We start from the raw sequence: 16921 nt of genomic DNA on the forward strand, positions 1-16921 counted from the left end.
ATGACAAGCCAGGATGACTAATCTATCGTTAATCGTCGTTGCGGCCGCCGAGAAGCCCCGCGCGGTACGCCCAATAAAGCAACTGCAAGATAGAAGAAATTGCAGCGGCGACATATGTGAGGCCTGCGGCAAAAAGCACACCCGAGACGGTATTGTATTCGCGACCTTGGGCTACGACTTCCATGCGGGCAAGCGCCTTCTTGGCACGTGCAGAAGCGTCAAATTCTACAGGCACGGTCACGAGCGTAAAGAGCGTCGCAAGCGCAAAGAGCACTACGCCGACAACCGCGAGAGAGTGTCCAAGCGCCTTACCCATGCCCATCAGCATAATGCCGATAATCACAAGCCACGGTCCAAGATTGGAACCAATGTTTGCGGCAGGCACAATAGCAGAACGCAACCACAGCGGGAAATAGCCTTCGGCATGCTGGATGGCGTGACCGACTTCGTGAGCGGCAACGCCTGCGGCACTTGCATTGCGGCCGGAATAGACTTCGGGCGACAAGTTGAGAGTCTTGTTCAGCGGATTGTAGTGGTCCGAAAGGAAGCCCTGGTGCTTGAGGATTTTCACGTCGGTAATGCCAGCTTCCATAAGGATCGCCTTGGCAACATCGGCACCGGTGAGGCCGCTAGAAATAGTGACTTTTTGGCCAGCGGCAAAGCGCGTCTTGACCAACAGGGAAACGGCGCCCGAAAGCACGAGCGTCACCACGAGAATCATCATGTATAAAGGATCGAACATCATAGTTTTTGTTCCTTGTTATCAGCAATGTCACTGGATCCTTCCCCTTACAGGGTCAGGATGACGACATGCGGTATTTTTCATTATCCAATTTACAAAAAGAATGACGAAAGCGTCTGTGACTTCGTCACTCTTTTCATGCTTGTTATCGCCGATTTTTACATATCACCCGTCTTAAAATGAGTCCGGTCACGGAAATGCGTGAGAATCATTCCAAGCACTAGGTAAATAACAGCCTGAAGAGCAAGCAAGTATAACTTTGGCGCTACATCGTAAATGTCGCCACCCATCTGTTCAATCGAAAGCCACGCCGGCACAGCAAACGTACTCGGGAGGACATACGAAAGCCACACCATCCAGCCAGGCATCAAATAACTTGGCCAGCTGAAGTTCGCAAGGAAAAGAATCGGAATCGAAAGATTGAGAAACAACTGCATACTTGATTCACGATGCAAAAAGACCTGCGAGAGGCACATGCCAAAGTTGATAACCGACGCAAGGAATACGACTGCAAATACAGTCATCGGCAAAAGTTCTCCACGACGCGGGAAATCAAAAAGATTGTAAATAAAGCAATGGTAGAACAAAATGAAGCAGCAATAATGCAAGAAATACGCAAGAGAACGCCCTAAGTAGCGATAAGGCATGCTCTCATTTTCTACAGCCGAGTAACGGTTGTTCTTGCGGAATCTGCGATGCCCACGGGCACCACCCATAATGCAAATACCTATAATCAGGGACTGCTGCAAAATGACCACAAGTACGCTCGGAACAACGTAATTAGAATAACTACCCGTATTATTAAACAACGTCTGGACCGATATCGGAATTGGGTCGCGCATGGCCATAGCTTTCGCCGAAGGCACGTGCTTGCTCAGCGCAATCGCCTTGACCTTACTTACAGCACCAACCGTCAAAGCGCACGTTGAAAAAGCCGTTCCAATAGTTCCATGCAACATCACATAGGCGCCATGCGTAAAGATGTTTATGGTCGTCGGCTTCTTTTTCAACAAATCCTTTTCCATATTCTCGGGAATGACCATAAACCCGAAAACATCTTCACGAGCCATCGCTGTTTCCGCTTCAAGAATGTCATTATAGACAGCCTTAACTTCGACCTGCTGCGTTGCCGAGGCCATTCTTGTAAGTTCACGGGACTTTGCAGAATGATCCAAGTCCACAATGGCAACAGGCACACGGGAAACAGTCTGGTTCACATACGCGGTCGGATAGTAGAAAGCATAAAGGATTCCCGCAACAACAAGCAACAGCACCGCAGCCGGATCCGTTACAAACAGCTTCCATTCAGTCAATGTCACTTTCAAAAGACGACTAATCATTTTTTCGCCTCCTGATACTGCTTACGAGCTTCCTGTAAAGCACGTTCAACGTCAATGGGAGTTTCTTCAACAATCACGGGCAACATAGAAGCATGTTCCAGTCGATATTTCCAGCGATATGAAATCGTGAAGCATCCAAGAAGCGCCCAAAATATCGCCATCCCTCCCATAAGCTTAATTACTTCCCAGGACTCAGCCATACCGACATCCCCAAGAAGCATCATGGACTGCACACGAAGCACATGCGTCAGCGGGAGCACAAACGCAAAGCAACGCACAGCAAACGGCATCGCCATCACGGGGAACGTCTGGCCGGCAAAAGCAAAGGCAGGGCCACCGATCACGCCGGAAACACCCGTTGCAATACGCATCACGCCTGTCACACCCACAAAAGTCATACCGGCACCGACACAGCAAACCACCATCAAAAGCTGGGCAACAGAAACCAGCACAAATTCATTAAAGCCCATCGGCATAAGCATACGATGCGTATAAGCATAACAGCCCATGTATTCAAGCCAAAGTATTACAATCATCGGAATAAACAGGGCCGTACCCAGAGTCACCCAGGATTCTTCCGCACTGTGGTAAAGCTCTCTTACGCGGCGATCGCGAAGCGGGAACGACCCCACATAAACGGCCACAAGCATCGCGGCCAGGTGAAACATTGCAGAAACAAGCCCAAGGGCCAAGAATCCCTGGTAATTGCCTTCGATGTTTCCTACTGAATGGATTTCGGTCTTAATCGGATCTTCAAAAGATGCTGTATAAAGTTTTGCGCCTACATCCGTAATGACCGCTCGAATTTCCTTTGTAGCAAACATGTTCGTAAGGTAATTCTGGCCACTAGAATAAACCGGAATTACAGGAGCTTCAAGGCGCAAAGCACGGCGTTCAAGTTCGGTCGGGATTATGATAAAAGTCTGCAAATCGCCACGTATGACAGCATGTTCGCACTCATTCATGTCATGGCAATTCATTTTTATGTCAAGTACAGGGCTAGCTTCAAGCGCCCTTTCAAGACGATCCGCAAGTAAGCTTTTATCTTGCTTTAGCACACCTATCGGTACATGCTGTACAATTTCGGACGAGAACATCTCCAGCATAAAAACGGAGACGCCTACGGGGAGCACAGTAAGAATCATCCACAAAACAATTTTGTGGCCAAAGTAAACTTTCCCGATTGTCCTTAAAAGACCTTTCAGCACGACAACAAACCTCTATCCGAGTATTACTTGAACGCTTCGACAGGGAACAGAACGCTCATGCCCGGACGGAGATTAGGAACTTTTTCTACCGGGCGCATACGCACTTCGAACGTCTTAAGATCGAAGCCAGAGCTTTCCTTAGAGCTACGCCATGTCGCATAGTCGCCAACAGAAGCAATGTAGCTTACGGTCATTTCAGCATCCCTGTCAAGTGCCGGGATATGAAGTTTGAACTTTTTACCTTTGTAGACATTCTTGAGATAATCTTCACGAAGGTGGAACACAGCCCAGGAATCGCTCAAGTCCGTCACAGCGATGATCGGCATGCCAGAGCCAACGACTTCACCTTCTTCGGCAAGCTTGAGAGAAACTTCACCCGTGATCGGCGTACGGATCTTGGTTTCTTCAAGGTAGGCATCGACTTCGGCGTTGGCACCCTTGGCCTGCATCACGAGAGCGTTTGCAGCAGCCTTGTCTTCGCTGCGGGCACCAGCAACGGCTTGGTTGTACTGAGCGCGAGCAGCATCAGCTGCGGACTGGGAAGCCTTCATCTGCGTTTCTGCTTCATCGCGTTTTTGGAGCGGAAGTACGCCTTCGTTGTAAAGCTTCTGCACACGGTTGTAGGTGTTCTTGGCAAGCGTTGCAGCTTCCTGCGCGCGATCGGCCATAGCCTTAAGCGCAGCAATATCTTCACTACGTGCACCATTACGGGCTTTGCTTGCCTGGGCCTTTGCAGCCCCAAGAGCACCGCGAGCCTGTATTTTCTTGGCTTCAATTTCAGGACTGCTGATTACAGCAATCAAGGAGTCCTTGTAGACAACATCGCCTTCGTGCACATACAAGCGTTCAATACGCCCAGGCACCTTTCCGGCCACAAGAACACGCCTTGCTTCCATCTGGCCTTGCAAGAACTGTTCTCGCGGTTGCGTTGCAAACTGTTGAAGCTGGGAGATGCCCATAATGACAAGCACTATCAAGGCAAGTACTACAACAACTTTTCCAATCATCTTTAATGCGTTCATTATTTATTCTCCGTTTCTAAATTCTGTTCAGCCGGTTGAGTTCCGGTCGAGACTTGACTGGATCCTGCTCCTTCGAACCTAACTCCACTAAGGGGCTGAAGCCCCAAGTCTCGTATATCGCTCTGCTCAGGATGACGAGTTGCATCAGGCGTTTCACTGGATTCTGCGGACTCGGTTGCTGAGCTTGTCGAAGTAGCGACAGGTTTTTCAACAACAAGCTGCTTGGACACAAGGACATTCCCTGCGGAGGAAACTTCGCCGGCGGCTTCAAGGAGTCCAAGCCAAGCAATAACGGCATCGTAATGGGCCTTGATGTCAGCAACCTGCAAGCGGGAAAGTGCGAGTTCAGCATCCACCACTTCTAGACCAGTCGCAAGACCTGCTTCGTACGCCTTGTTCTGGCTACGCAAAGCTTCAACTGCAAGCTCACGCGTTTTGACAAGGCTCGAAAGCCTTCCCTTTGCGTGTTCCAGTTCGCGCCAGCGCTTTTCAACAAGGAGCTTCAAGTTGTCAATGGTCTCTTCTTCGAGGCTGCCCAAGGAACGGTCCATGGCCTTTGCAGAGCTTACCTTTGCACGGGTATCGCCACCCTTGAAAATATCCCACTGCAACTTGGCGCCAACCGCCCATTCCGGTTCGAGAAGCGTCAAATCCTTAGTATAAAGTTCCTTGTAGCCAAACAATGCAATCGTCGGGAAATAGTCGGCACGGGCAGCGCTAATGGCATTCTGGTTGCGTTTGCGCTCGATGCGCAATTGACGGAGTCCCGGATGATGTTCTATAGCGAGCTGCTTGAATTCTTCCATCGGTCGAACCCCTTCAGGCGCTTCGACCGGAGTCGTCGCCGTGAGGCTTGTATCCGTATGCAGGAGGCTTGCAAGAGCCATACGGGCCAAGGACTGGTCACGGAGAGCATCTTCATAAGCGTTCTCGGCTTCGGCAAGGGCCACTTCGGCGCGGAGGCGCTCAGTCTTGCTGATCTGGCCACCTTCTTCAAGTTTCTTGGAGCGTTCGAGATGTTCCGCAAGGTCTCTCTTGGTCGTTTCGCGCATCACAACAAGCTCTTCGCACAGGCGGAGCGTAAAGTACTTGGTCGCGACATCCATGAGGACCGTATTCTGCGCCATTTCGAATTCGGCCTTGCGTGCGTTCACATTTTCCTTGGCGGCATCGTAGGCAGAATAAATCTTGAGGCCGGTAAAGATAGGCCACACAACAGTGAGACGGGCGTTAAAGAACCAGTCGTCCTGCACTTTCATGTTGAAATCGGAGTTCTTGATTTTATCCGAAGATTCCTTCCCCTTGCTCTCCGCCATCTGCACGGCAGCATCATTAGCGTCCTTGCTGTTGACAACGCCTTTCCAAATTTCAGCGGCCTTGGCATCCACAGCGGCTTTTGCGGTTTTGTCATCCAGGCCCGCGCTCTTAGCCTGAGCCAAGGCTTCCTGGTAGGCTTTGGCATAGGCGCCGTTGTACGTTGCCAGATAAGCCTTCGAGTAGGCAGCGGCCCCCGCAATATCAGTTAGAGGCTGCTGGATGCGCCCAAGATCGATATTGATGGGATCATCGATTTTAGTGATGCCTGCAGACAGACTCACCGTTGGAAGGAAACGGGCAAAAGCTTCGTCCTTGCCACTTTCAGCAATATCCACTTTAGCCTTTTCTGCCTTAATTTTTGAATTATTAGCCATGGCCATGTCCAGCGCATCCTGCAAAGAAAGTGCTGTCGCATTAGCAGCCACGCAACCACTGAGAATAAAAGCAAAGTACCGTTTCATAACTACAATAATAATACAAAAAGACGTCAACAGCAGCAATTCCAAAACGGCGCAATCCACTCAAGTAATAAAAAAAGTTCCGACAAAATGTCGGAACTTTTGGCTTAAAATTCAAAAAAGCCGTTTTCGTGACTTTTCAGTCTAGTTTATTTGCCCGGAGTCGGAGCTTTAACTTCCCAAGCGGTGTAGCCGTAGCCCATCGTGGTGAAGTCCTTGCGGTTGAGGCTCATGCCCTTACCATCGGCAGCATACATGTTCGGCCAGCGGTCACTATAAAGTGTCGCATCGGAAAGTTCATAATACCACTGCTTTGTACCATCCTGTTTCGTCACGTAAGAATACGGCTTCTTGACAGCGACCGTTTCACCGCGGTTCGAGAGCTTACCTGCATAGAAGCGAATAGGAACAGCTGCGTCGATGGAATAACGATCGCGAAGCTGAGCTTCATAAGCCTTCAGGGAATCATCGAACAGGACCATCTTGCCACCGGCAGGAATGACATCGCCCGATGCAAATTCCATATTGATGCCTTCAATCTTCCAGCCCTGCGGAGTATTATTGACGCTTTCAACCAAGGCAACGTCAGTAGCACCCTTGTTCACAAGTTCCAGGAATTCCAAGTCCTTGAGGTCCTGTTCATTTTCGTGATAATGGATTTCGCTGATGAAAATCGGACCAGCCTTGAGTGCGGAGTTTGCAGCACCCGGCGTTTCAGTGGCCATAGCGCCCTGAGCAACGGAGCCGGCAACTTCAACAACACCGCTAGACTGCTTACCCGCAGAAATTAGCAAGCTCGATTCCTTCCCCGTGCGGACACCGGCTGCGGCTTCGTACAGATAAATTTCATCACCATTGTCGCTCAAGAAAAGACCTTCGCCAAAGACATCAGCTGAAGCTTCGAGGAGCAAGTAACCATTGGCAGGAACAACCGTATTTGCACCACCGATTGTCCACTTCTTGCCTTTCAGCTTGGATTCAAGTTCCCAACCAGCAACATCGACAGGAGCAGAGCCAAAGTTGTAAAGTTCTATCCAGCCGTCCTTATTTTCTGTCGCATTAATGTCATACGGTTTGATTTCATTCAGGCGAACGGTCGAACCATCGATAACCTTGTCACCACCGACACACGGATTACCGTTTTCAACAGCGCTTGCGCCCCAGGAAGTCGGGTCCGCTTCGTTGCCCGAGCCTTTATAGACAAGCGTACGACCCTTGCCATCTGCAAGGCTTGGCCAAGGCGGATTACTACTAAAGGCAGCGCTCACGTCACCTTCGCCCCTAACCTTGACATCAACGACATCACCTTCGTTCACAAGCTTTGCAACGGCATTGGTCTTGGGATCCTTATCCCACGGGCCAAACACGCGGCAACCAGCCGGCAAGCTCGGATAAGTCTGCTTGAACAAAGCCACATCGTTAGTGACGATAACATATTCGTCTTTCTTCAAGGGTTCAGCCGGGAAAGCGAACGAGACGGCACCATCCAAACGAACATTGCTCAACTGCATGTTGGTAAGATCCGGGCCGTTCTTGATGTAGACTTCAACCCATTCCAATGCAGAGCCACCTGGCGCATTGTACATGATTTCGGAAACGCCCATATAAGTGGCATTCGAATCCAGAATAGTATCCTCAGGATTCGAGCTGGAAGACATCAGATTTGTTACAGACGACGAAGAAGCCGTTGTTACCGAAGAAGAATTCGGATTGACTTCGCCACTGCTATTCGGAACTACTTCCGCAGAGCTGCTCGATTCCGGATCGTCCGGAATGACGGGATTCTTTTTTTCATCGGAGCAGGCAGAAAACATGCCGAGCATAGAGGCACAAGTGCCAACGGCAAGCCATTTTTTAGTATTCATGAGCGCCTTCCTTATTTAATTGTTTAAACCTATGTTAGAAATTTCCGGCGAGAGAAGTCCAGTACGGACTCTTGAATCGACGCGGATTTTCGTAAACCCTTTTCCATTCCGCAGCGGCATTTCCGAACTTGGAAAATGCTCCATGCTTTAAATTCAATGCACGAATCAAGTCGAACATCCAGTATGGCATCTGTGCGGCCGGGCACTTGAGTTCGAGCACAGCATCGGCACCCGGCTGGAAGAATCGCGGGAGTCCCGTGGAGTGCATGTAGTGCGGGTCCACGGTATAGTCAAAGCCGTTCTCTTCGCGAAAACGCATGCCCGTGTCAATCGTCACGCGGGAATATTCTTCGCGAAGCCCAAACCATGCGCGACGCTTGTACTGCGTGAGGAGTCGCGGATGGGCGTTATGGAGTTCCGTCTTGTACAAAAAGTCCTTGAGGTACATGCGGTCCTTTTCGCCCTTGCACGGCCATTCTTCGGGCTTCATGTGCCAGACTTCACCTGGATTGATGCCCTTGATCGTCGCACGGCTCTTGTAGCAGATGTTGCGAATTTTGCGTTTGCACTCGAAATGGAACGTGCCATCTTGAGCCGGGTGTTCGCCGTACGTGCGGATGCGCATGTTGAAACGGTCCAGGAGCTGTTTCTTTTTCCAGCCAAGGAACGTCCATGTCGGAGAATCCAGGTAAAGGTTCGTAATCCAGTAGAATCCACCCGGAGTAATCTTGGAATAATAGTCCTCTTCGCAATACGGAGCAAGGAACGCACCAATCCGGTCCGCCCATTCGACGGGGATATGGTACTTCAGCTCGAAGCGTTCGAGAAGACTAAATCCGCGGGCTTCAGCCATAAATTACCTGATTCCTTCACGAAGGTGGTTTGCAACATCTTGACGGGCAAGGCCACCAGCGTAATCCAGCAAAGACAAGTAACGTGCAAAAATATCGTATTCGAGCTTTGCGGCCTTCAAATCGCTTTCGAGAGAGCTTTCACGAGCGCGGAGGAGCAAAAGCGGATCGGAACCCGCATTACGGGCAAACTGTTCCATAAAGCCGCTGGCGTTCACCTGTTCGGCATATTCCTTTAAGACCTTCCACTGACCGATGAGAGCGAGAACTTCTTCAGTCAAGCGGGCGACCTTCTGGTTCACTTCGCGAACATCATCCAAGTAATCGCTTTCGGCATCGAGCGTTGCAACCTGTTCACGGAGCGACGCATCCTTGTTGCTGTCGAAGAACGGCAAGCGGAAAGCGAGATTCAGGAAGAACTTGTCTGAAGTCTTACGGTTATCCTGTTCCGGAACTATTTTTCTTACTGTATAGTAAGGATCCGAAACACAACGGTCAATATCATAATACTTGTTGTATTCCGGCTTCAGCATATCGCTGCAATCCAAGTCCTTGTACTTTTCCATCAAGGATTCAATCTGGAGCGAATAGCCGATACCGACATGCGAAATGTAGTCGCGGTCCTTGCTCACATCTTGTTTGGCCTTGGAAACCTCAGAGTCGCGCTTGCCCTTGGCGAGAGCCACGAGCGGGAAATTTTCATCGACATTCACACCGTTCTTCAGGAACACGGCGAGTTCATCCATCGTCGGGAGGAACGAAGAATCCAAATAGACATTGTCATAATCAGGGGCCCAAGCCAGCATTTTGAGTTCGGCATCGCGGAGCGCAGTGCTATCCGAAAGGAGATCGGCCTTGAGCGAAGCGTTCTTTTCGAGAGACGTCATCAAGTCTTCGGCGCTGAACGAAGCAGAACCAGCCTTGAGGTGCAACACTTCGATACGGTCATTGTTGACATCCAAAAGCTGCTTGTTGATTCCGTTAATCTTCTGGCGCAACACATAACGCACACCACGTTCGTAACGGTCGTAAAGAAGCGTCGAGCGTTCCACGGCAAAACGGGCGTTCTGGTAATTCTTGACGGCCTCATAATGAGCCTTGTCAGCCTCGCGTTCGCCAAAAGCCTGCGGCGTCACACGAAGTTCGAAATCGTGCTTGGCAAAGCTAAAGCCGTCCAGCTGGTAGCGCAGTTCGATCTTGTCCCAAAGCTTGAGATTGCGATCGGCAGCCATGACCTCGGCACGCTTTTCGGCAGCCTGGTACTTCGGATCGGCCTTGGCAGATTCGATAAGGCGTTCCCACGTAAGCGGGCTTGCAATTGCAGCTGCTGTGAGCGCAAGTGGTATTAACGTTACAAATTTCATTACTTCTTAGCCTTCTGTTGCTGCTTTTCCAAGTTGCGCTTGCTTGTTTCGGTGATAGTCACCATTTCACCAAGCAGGAACTTATTTTCTTCAGGAATCTTGATGGTCACTTCGCGGCCATAGACCGGGATTTCCGGCATCTTCCACATACGGGTCGGGAAAGCGACGATGCGGCTCGAAAGACCGACCACTTCGCCAATCACAGCCTTGCCCTTGCCGGTAAGAGAGGTGACCTTCACGGCTTCGCCGAGATTCGTGTTTTCGTAAATCTGTTCGTTGATGTAGCCACGGATGAGCGTCGGGGACTTGTGGGCAAGCGTTACGATCGGGGCAAAGGCGGAAACCTTTTCGCCATCGCGGACGTTCACATCACCAACCACCCAGTTTTCCTTAGCGATCTGCGTGAGTTCCTTCTGCTGCTTGCGGAGTTCGGCGAGTTCCTTGCGAATGTTGGCAGCTTCGGTCTTGCCACTTGTCTTCTGGAGCTTGTTGCTACCACGGAGGAGGGCAATCTGTTCATTTGCGCTCTTGACCGCAACATTCAGTTCGTTCTTGAGACTCTTGATGCGCATAGCCATGGCGTCGTTGCCATCAGCCTTGGACTTCGAATTGGAGAGGCTCTTGAGCTTCGCAGAAATGGCCTTGTTGCTTTCGTATTCCGTTTCGAGGTTGCGGATTTCGGCAGAGAGCGCAAGACGGCGCGTTTCGAGGTTGGCCTTGACTTCGGCCACCTTCTGGTCGATTTCGGCAGAACTCAAGTTGCTACGGCCTTCGAGAGCGTCGAGTTCACGGGAAAGTTCGGCAACGCGGAGAGTAAGATCAGGACGGTTGATAACCACGATCGTATCACCCGGCTTGACTTCCTGGCCCGGCACCACATAGACCTTCACGATTTCGGTTGCAGACGGGAGGCTGATAATGGTTTCGCTGGATTCGGCAATGCCACGGAACATGGCGGCCTTGCCCTGGTAGATAAAGCCGAGCATCACGGCAAAAAGAACGCAGAGGATCCAAGCAATAGAAAGCTTGTGGGTATAGACGTAGGCGACACCCGCATTGTTCTTGTGGGTATTCCAGAAATTGTCGAGAAGATCTTCGAGCTTATTCATTTTTCAAACCTCCTTACATTTCCGTGGTGGCGTCTTGCATCATGAACTGGACATCCGAAATGCCTTCGATCTTCGAAAGCATCGTGAGGATTTCGGCAGCGGGCTTTGTCGCGCGGAGGCGGATCTGGTAGGCGACATCCAGGCGGGCACCGCCATCGACTTCGCGCATCGTGATCAAAATAAACGTCTTTAAGTTGCCCTTCATGATATCTTCAACCTGGCCACGGACCTTCGGTTCGTTCGGGAGAGCAAAGCGGAGCATGCCGTCAAAGAAATGCTTGGTGCCAAGACCTGTGCGAGAGAGGAGGAATGCAACGCAGCTGAAAGCGATCGTACCACCGACGGCAGCGCCCCAGGCGTAAACACCACAACCGATACCGGCGCCGAGAGCGGCGAAGATGAACATGATATCTCGCGGATCCTTGAAGCTCGTACGGAAACGGACAACCGAGAGAGCACCCATCATGCCAAGACCACGACCAACGTTATCGCCGATAGCCTGCATCACCATGGCAGCGACCACAGCACTGAGCACAATGCCCTGCACAAAGTTTCGGGAGTACGAAAGTCCGAGGAACGTTTTTTCGTAGGTCCATGCAATCGTCGAAGACAGGACGAATGCGAGGATCAAGGTGTATGCAAGCGTAATAATCGTTGCGTTTGTTGAGCTGGACTGGACAGCAAGAAGGTCAAGCATAATAACTCCGTTAATTAATTCTTTTATTTCGCCTGTTCACCCAAAATCTACTTAAAAACAGGCTTTTCACACTCGCTTTTTTGTAAATAATGGACTAACAAAAAAAATACAATCCGCTTTTTTATTTCGGATTTGGGCGAAAATCACCCATTTTTCTTATTCCAGGCCGTATAACCCACGCTAAAAATAATAAAACTAGTTTTTTCAATTCTGAAAAAAATAATTACACGTTGGTTACTCTAACAACGCATTGTAGAAGTCGCAACGTATGTTTATTTTCGGAAACAGAAACGTCTTTACGGAGCGAAGGCATTTGCTTTGGAGCATTTCTTTAACAAAAATTTACAAGCCGTTTTTTGTCAAAGAAAATGAAACAAATCCATATGTAAAAATATTGTAACGTTTTTTTTTTCAAAGTAGCCTCGCATTTCTACACATGCATTACCTAAATTTATTAGAAATGTGTTATTCAAAATACTTTATATCAATTATTTTATTTTTCACACTTGCAGTAAGTAGCGTTTGGGCTAATCCAACCGTTCAGTTGCTAAGTAAAAGGCATCGTACGGAGTGGAACTGGGTTGAATACCGAATTTCATTAACGAACACATCTTCGGAGCCAATTGACAACCCCGAAATTCACTATTATGCAGCAGATCCTGCCGTAACAGCGACCATTGACCCTATTTCCGATCGCTATTCCTTTACATTAACTTCGACGCCAGTCGGTAATATGTCCGATATCAAGTTGAGCGTTGTCGGAACGCTGAATCCCAGAAGTAAAATAGAAATTCATTTCAGAATTTATAAAACAGGCTGGGGCGCATACGATTTTTCAAAGGACTGGTCGCATCAGAAAAACATGAATGATGTAGAGCCGAACTATTTCATGGCTGTTTACGATTCTTCCCACAAGATTTTATGGGGCGAAGACCCGATAAACGGGAACCATAATATCGGCGATGCGCTTACATGGACCGATCGAGGAGTCAACACAGTCGTAACCAAATACAACGGTAACAAAAACGATATTCTGCCAGCCGGGAGATTTTGGTTATTCAAGGATACCCCGCTTTCGCCCAAAGAACGCGATTTACTTGCGCAACGAGGAATTTCAAAACTTTCTATAGGCAAATCCCGCAGAAAAATCGTCGCCGTATTCAAAAGCGATACCCTCGTACACAAAAAGATGCTCGATAGCCTTATTGCCGGATTTTACAACGCCATTCCGGTAGCGGATACAATACCTATTAATGTGCATTTAACCAACAAAGACCTTTATTCAGAAACCGAAATATGCGATGCAAACGGAACTTGTCATAAAGAGATTACCACGCGATCAGATTTCGAAACCTACATTCGATGTTGGGAAGATATTTCAATCAATGAATGCATCTCGACGGTCCAGGCCTGCGGAGTTAAAAACATCGGAGTCGCACGAGGTTTTCTTGTCACCACCATCGCAAAAGAATCCCTACAGTGTTTAGGGAAAAAGAGAAAAATCAAAGCACTAGACATTGTACGTGAATCAGCCTTATCAAACGATAAAGGACGAGAAGCAGTAAACATTGACAGCGTACAAAATTCGGAAAAATGGTTAAATGCGTTAAAAAAAGAAAGAGCCGATTTTGATTGGCTAAAAGGCGTTGAATATACAGGCGATAGCATTTTGGTCGGAATATACGATAAGGGAGCAATCGACTTTGACCACCCTGATTTTAACGAATACGATTCATCAGGACATCCGCAAGCAAGAATCATGCAGCCATACGAGTTTTTTGGAAATAATTACCCAAAAGCACAAAATTTATTGATAGCCAATACCAAAAAAAGAGGATTTGGAGATAAAAAATCTGCATCTCAGCACCCAACTTCAGTTGCAGGATATCTAGGAGGTAATGGAAATCAGTCAAAGAATTTCCAATACCGAGGTGTCGCGCCCAAAGTTCATTTTTATCAAGGTTCTACTTACGGAATCATCAATCAAATCGGCCACGTGGTAAACCATTCCCACACAATTGATGATGGGCGGTATCGATCTGACGATTTTACAATGGATGAAGCCATATTCAAAAACTGGAAAAGTTATTGTACCAAGCGAAAGGAAGATCCTTACAACTGTATAGAAGGAGACACTCTCGTGAAATCAGTTGTATTCTCAGCCCATAACAATGGCGCAAGAGATGAATCGGGATATAATACTCAGGGCTATCATTCCATCATGATCAACGCTAAAAATCCCATCGTCGTCGGCAACATGAGCGCCGAAGAAAAAATTAGAGCATTTTCTTCTAGCATGGGACCAACATTTGACGGGCGCATTAAACCAGACGTAATGGCACCGGGAGTTTCCAGTCAAGTCATCGTCGATGAAAAACATCCGTTTGAAGTTCAAATTGATTATATCAAATTTTATAGAGCAAACGAAAAAACTCCATACTTAAACATTGATTTTGAAAAAAACAATTTAAAAAATGGCGAGAGCTATTTTACCGCTTGTGATATAATACAATTAACAAGCGACAACAAAGTTTTAGATTGCAAAGCTAGCGATTTAGACACAATTAAAAAAATGCGAAGACCTCAATTATATTTTTCTTGGGCACTCGAAGACTCAACAATGATTTTACCAACAGATACAATCGAAATTCGATACAAAAAGATCACGGGTGCTGAAAATACAGACCATATTTTCGGAACCATACGATTTGACAGAAATTCAATCACAGACAGTTCACCGGCAGCATATACAATATTGCCTTTATCCAACGAATTTCAGACCGTGCGTATCCAAATAACAAGCACCAAAGACATAAAATACATACAAACGTTTCGTCTAGACTTTAATTTTGAAAGAGGTACAATAGCACCAGAAATATGCTATGACGAATCGTGCGGATATTTCTATCAAGGGGCAGGCGGAACCTCTCAAGCAGCGCCTTTTGTATCAGGAGTCGCAGCGCTCATGTACCAAAAATTTCACAAGCAAACAGGAGACCCATTAGACAAGCACTCCATGAGGAATTCAACAACAAAAGCGCTCTTGATACACACCGCAGTAGATATGGAAGATTCCGAAGAAGCCCATTTCGCAAGCAATCCCGACCTTACCGCAGCACATAATGACGGAAAAATGCATTTTACGCCATACGGCAAAGGCCCAGACTTTGCAACAGGGTGGGGATATATCAATGGAAAGGCCGCATTAGACTTGATATCTAATTACAATAACAAGACAAAAGAATTTCCTAAATTCAAGGAAATTGAGATTGGAAACGGTTTTGAGAAACGATGGACTATAAACGTTGACTCCGTTCGCCAACGTCTACGTACTACATTGGTATGGGACGATGCTCCTGTTTTTTTTGATGAGATGGGAACTTTCACCCATTCAAAAGAACCCAAATTGGTCAATGACCTTGACATGATTTTAATAAGCCCTTCAGGAAAACATTATTATCCGTGGCAACTGGACCCATTGCCAACAGACTTTTTGGATTCTTTAAAGAGCGGACTTGAGAACATTCACGACAGCGATGCTGTAAAAGGTGCTCACAACGACTGTAGCTCAATCAACAAGCTTGATTACGACTGTTTCGATCATTTAAACAACGTCGAAGTGATCGATGTAGAAAACCCAGAACTTGGGAAATGGCAGATTGTTGTATTTGGGCGTTCTGTTACAGAGTTCAACAACAATTCACTTGACGCTCAAGTAGCGACCCTCGTAAGCGACTTACCCATCAAAGAAGGCGATAAATCAAATACCATCAACAACTGCAAAGTTACTTCAGGTTACGCCCCGCAAACCGACTACAATTGCACCTATAAATTGGGGAATGACTTAGTTTATTACGTAACATTCCATGATAGCACGTCCATTGGAAGCGGAGACGACATAGTACTCACCAATGCAGAAGGCAAAATTATCGGAATTTATGCAGGGAGAAATCTTGCCGGGAAAACCGTAAAGGTCAAATCCAGCAAGCTGACAGTTACCCTACACAGCGACAATGACAATTCACAGGGATGGGGCTTTGATATTACAAAAATCCAGCCCGTTAATCACGCCATTTTAAAAATGCCATTTGAGGCAGTAAAAAAGAAAAGGAGAAATCCATGAAAAAAGTTATATTAAGCGCAATCACTATATTTGTAGTTGCTATTGGGGCAAAAGAAAATTGTCAAGGCCCCGAAACATATCCAAATCCGCCATATTCCTGCCAACAAACAGGATACGTCTGTAATTTGGGTTTTGATGTAAATGGGGAAGACAACGTCATGTATTTTCATTTAGGAACGGATGCAGCATGTACAAATTTGTTTAAAAGTGACAGTCTTCAAACCTTTTTAACGGAATCCGACACGACAAAAAGCTCCTCTACAAAGTTCTTTTTAGTTGAAAATCAAGAAAACGTAGGGCCACTATCCCTGACATTGGCTGGTTCACTCGCAATGCTTGCTATTAACAACAACACGCCCATCGAAATCATTTATAAAAAAGTGAAAAGAAGTGAATATGGCGGAATTAAGCTATTATCAATTAAATTAGTCCACTCAAATTAATATTCTAGAGAAATTAATATATATTCTCTCATAGGAGGAATCCATCATGATTAAGAAAATGATATACGCGCTTGTAGCTGTATTAAGCCTTACCTTTTTCGCTTGTAGCGATGAGAATCCCTCCGATGTTTTCGTAAATTCACCAAACGATGAATCATCTAGTTCCTTCTTTGTAGAATCGTCATCTTCAGAAAAAATTGGATTATCATCGTCTTCATTCAACATATTTTCCAGTTGTACCGAAATCAGTTCCTCTAGTTGGGCCCAATACTCTTACGGGGAATTAATCGACGAGCGTGACGGACTAGTTTATAAAACAATCAAGATTGGTGAACAAACGTGGATGGCGGAAAATCTGAATTTTGCATATGCACTGCCGACA

The 16921-nt window shown here is 47.3% G+C and carries 13 protein-coding genes; 3 read left to right on the top strand and 10 right to left on the bottom strand.

Annotated elements, in window-relative coordinates; all coding sequences use genetic code 11:
- Window positions 1-28: 28 nt before the first annotated feature.
- The 10 genes from ACJMM9_RS11045 to ACJMM9_RS11090 all read right to left on the bottom strand — a co-directional run bounded on the left by ACJMM9_RS11045 (window position 29) and on the right by ACJMM9_RS11090 (window position 11973).
- Window positions 29-745: a zinc metallopeptidase gene (locus ACJMM9_RS11045; protein ID WP_405326786.1), complete on the bottom strand. Its 717-nt coding sequence runs from the start codon at window positions 743-745 to the stop codon at window positions 29-31.
- Between the two features lie 155 nt (window positions 746-900).
- Window positions 901-2082, bottom strand: a complete 1182-nt coding sequence (locus ACJMM9_RS11050) for an ABC transporter permease (protein ID WP_405326789.1) — start codon at window positions 2080-2082, stop codon at window positions 901-903.
- Window positions 2079-3227: an ABC transporter permease gene (locus ACJMM9_RS11055; RefSeq protein ID WP_405326791.1), complete on the bottom strand. Its 1149-nt coding sequence runs from the start codon at window positions 3225-3227 to the stop codon at window positions 2079-2081. The genes ACJMM9_RS11050 and ACJMM9_RS11055 overlap by 4 nt, the downstream gene beginning before the upstream one ends.
- Before the next feature lie 86 nt (window positions 3228-3313).
- On the bottom strand, window positions 3314-4312 hold the full coding sequence (locus ACJMM9_RS11060) for an HlyD family secretion protein (RefSeq protein ID WP_405326794.1): 999 nt from the start codon (window positions 4310-4312) through the stop codon (window positions 3314-3316).
- On the bottom strand, window positions 4312-6090 hold the full coding sequence (locus tag ACJMM9_RS11065) for a TolC family protein (protein WP_405326797.1): 1779 nt from the start codon (window positions 6088-6090) through the stop codon (window positions 4312-4314). The genes ACJMM9_RS11060 and ACJMM9_RS11065 overlap by 1 nt, the downstream gene beginning before the upstream one ends.
- A 146-nt stretch (window positions 6091-6236) precedes the next feature.
- A complete protein-coding gene (locus tag ACJMM9_RS11070) occupies window positions 6237-7952 on the bottom strand; it encodes a lamin tail domain-containing protein (RefSeq protein WP_405326800.1) in 1716 nt (571 codons plus the stop codon).
- A 34-nt stretch (window positions 7953-7986) separates the two neighbouring features.
- Complete coding sequence (locus tag ACJMM9_RS11075; protein ID WP_088640351.1) at window positions 7987-8805, bottom strand: polyphosphate polymerase domain-containing protein; 819 nt, start codon at window positions 8803-8805, stop codon at window positions 7987-7989.
- A gap of 3 nt (window positions 8806-8808) precedes the next feature.
- The gene (locus tag ACJMM9_RS11080) at window positions 8809-10167 is read right to left on the bottom strand and encodes a hypothetical protein (protein ID WP_405326803.1); all 1359 of its coding nucleotides are present in this window, start codon (window positions 10165-10167) and stop codon (window positions 8809-8811) included.
- Window positions 10167-11276: an HlyD family secretion protein gene (locus ACJMM9_RS11085; protein ID WP_405326806.1), complete on the bottom strand. Its 1110-nt coding sequence runs from the start codon at window positions 11274-11276 to the stop codon at window positions 10167-10169. Before ACJMM9_RS11085 ends, ACJMM9_RS11080 begins: the two co-directional genes overlap by 1 nt.
- A gap of 13 nt (window positions 11277-11289) precedes the next feature.
- On the bottom strand, window positions 11290-11973 hold the full coding sequence (locus ACJMM9_RS11090) for a DUF4956 domain-containing protein (RefSeq protein ID WP_088640348.1): 684 nt from the start codon (window positions 11971-11973) through the stop codon (window positions 11290-11292).
- 436 nt (window positions 11974-12409) lie between these two features.
- On the opposite strand from ACJMM9_RS11090, the gene ACJMM9_RS11095 reads away from it, so the two are divergent.
- From ACJMM9_RS11095 to ACJMM9_RS11105, 3 genes are all read left to right on the top strand, one after another.
- Complete coding sequence (locus ACJMM9_RS11095; protein WP_405326809.1) at window positions 12410-16096, top strand: S8 family serine peptidase; 3687 nt, start codon at window positions 12410-12412, stop codon at window positions 16094-16096.
- Entirely contained in the window at window positions 16093-16539 is a 447-nt protein-coding gene (locus tag ACJMM9_RS11100; protein WP_405326812.1) for a hypothetical protein, read from the top strand. The genes ACJMM9_RS11095 and ACJMM9_RS11100 overlap by 4 nt, the downstream gene beginning before the upstream one ends.
- A 46-nt stretch (window positions 16540-16585) precedes the next feature.
- The coding region (locus ACJMM9_RS11105) for an FISUMP domain-containing protein (protein ID WP_405326815.1) at window positions 16586-16921 on the top strand (336 nt) is incomplete at its 3' end.

The sequence above is a fragment of the Fibrobacter sp. genome (assembly GCF_045112255.1).
Classification (GTDB): domain Bacteria; phylum Fibrobacterota; class Fibrobacteria; order Fibrobacterales; family Fibrobacteraceae; genus Fibrobacter.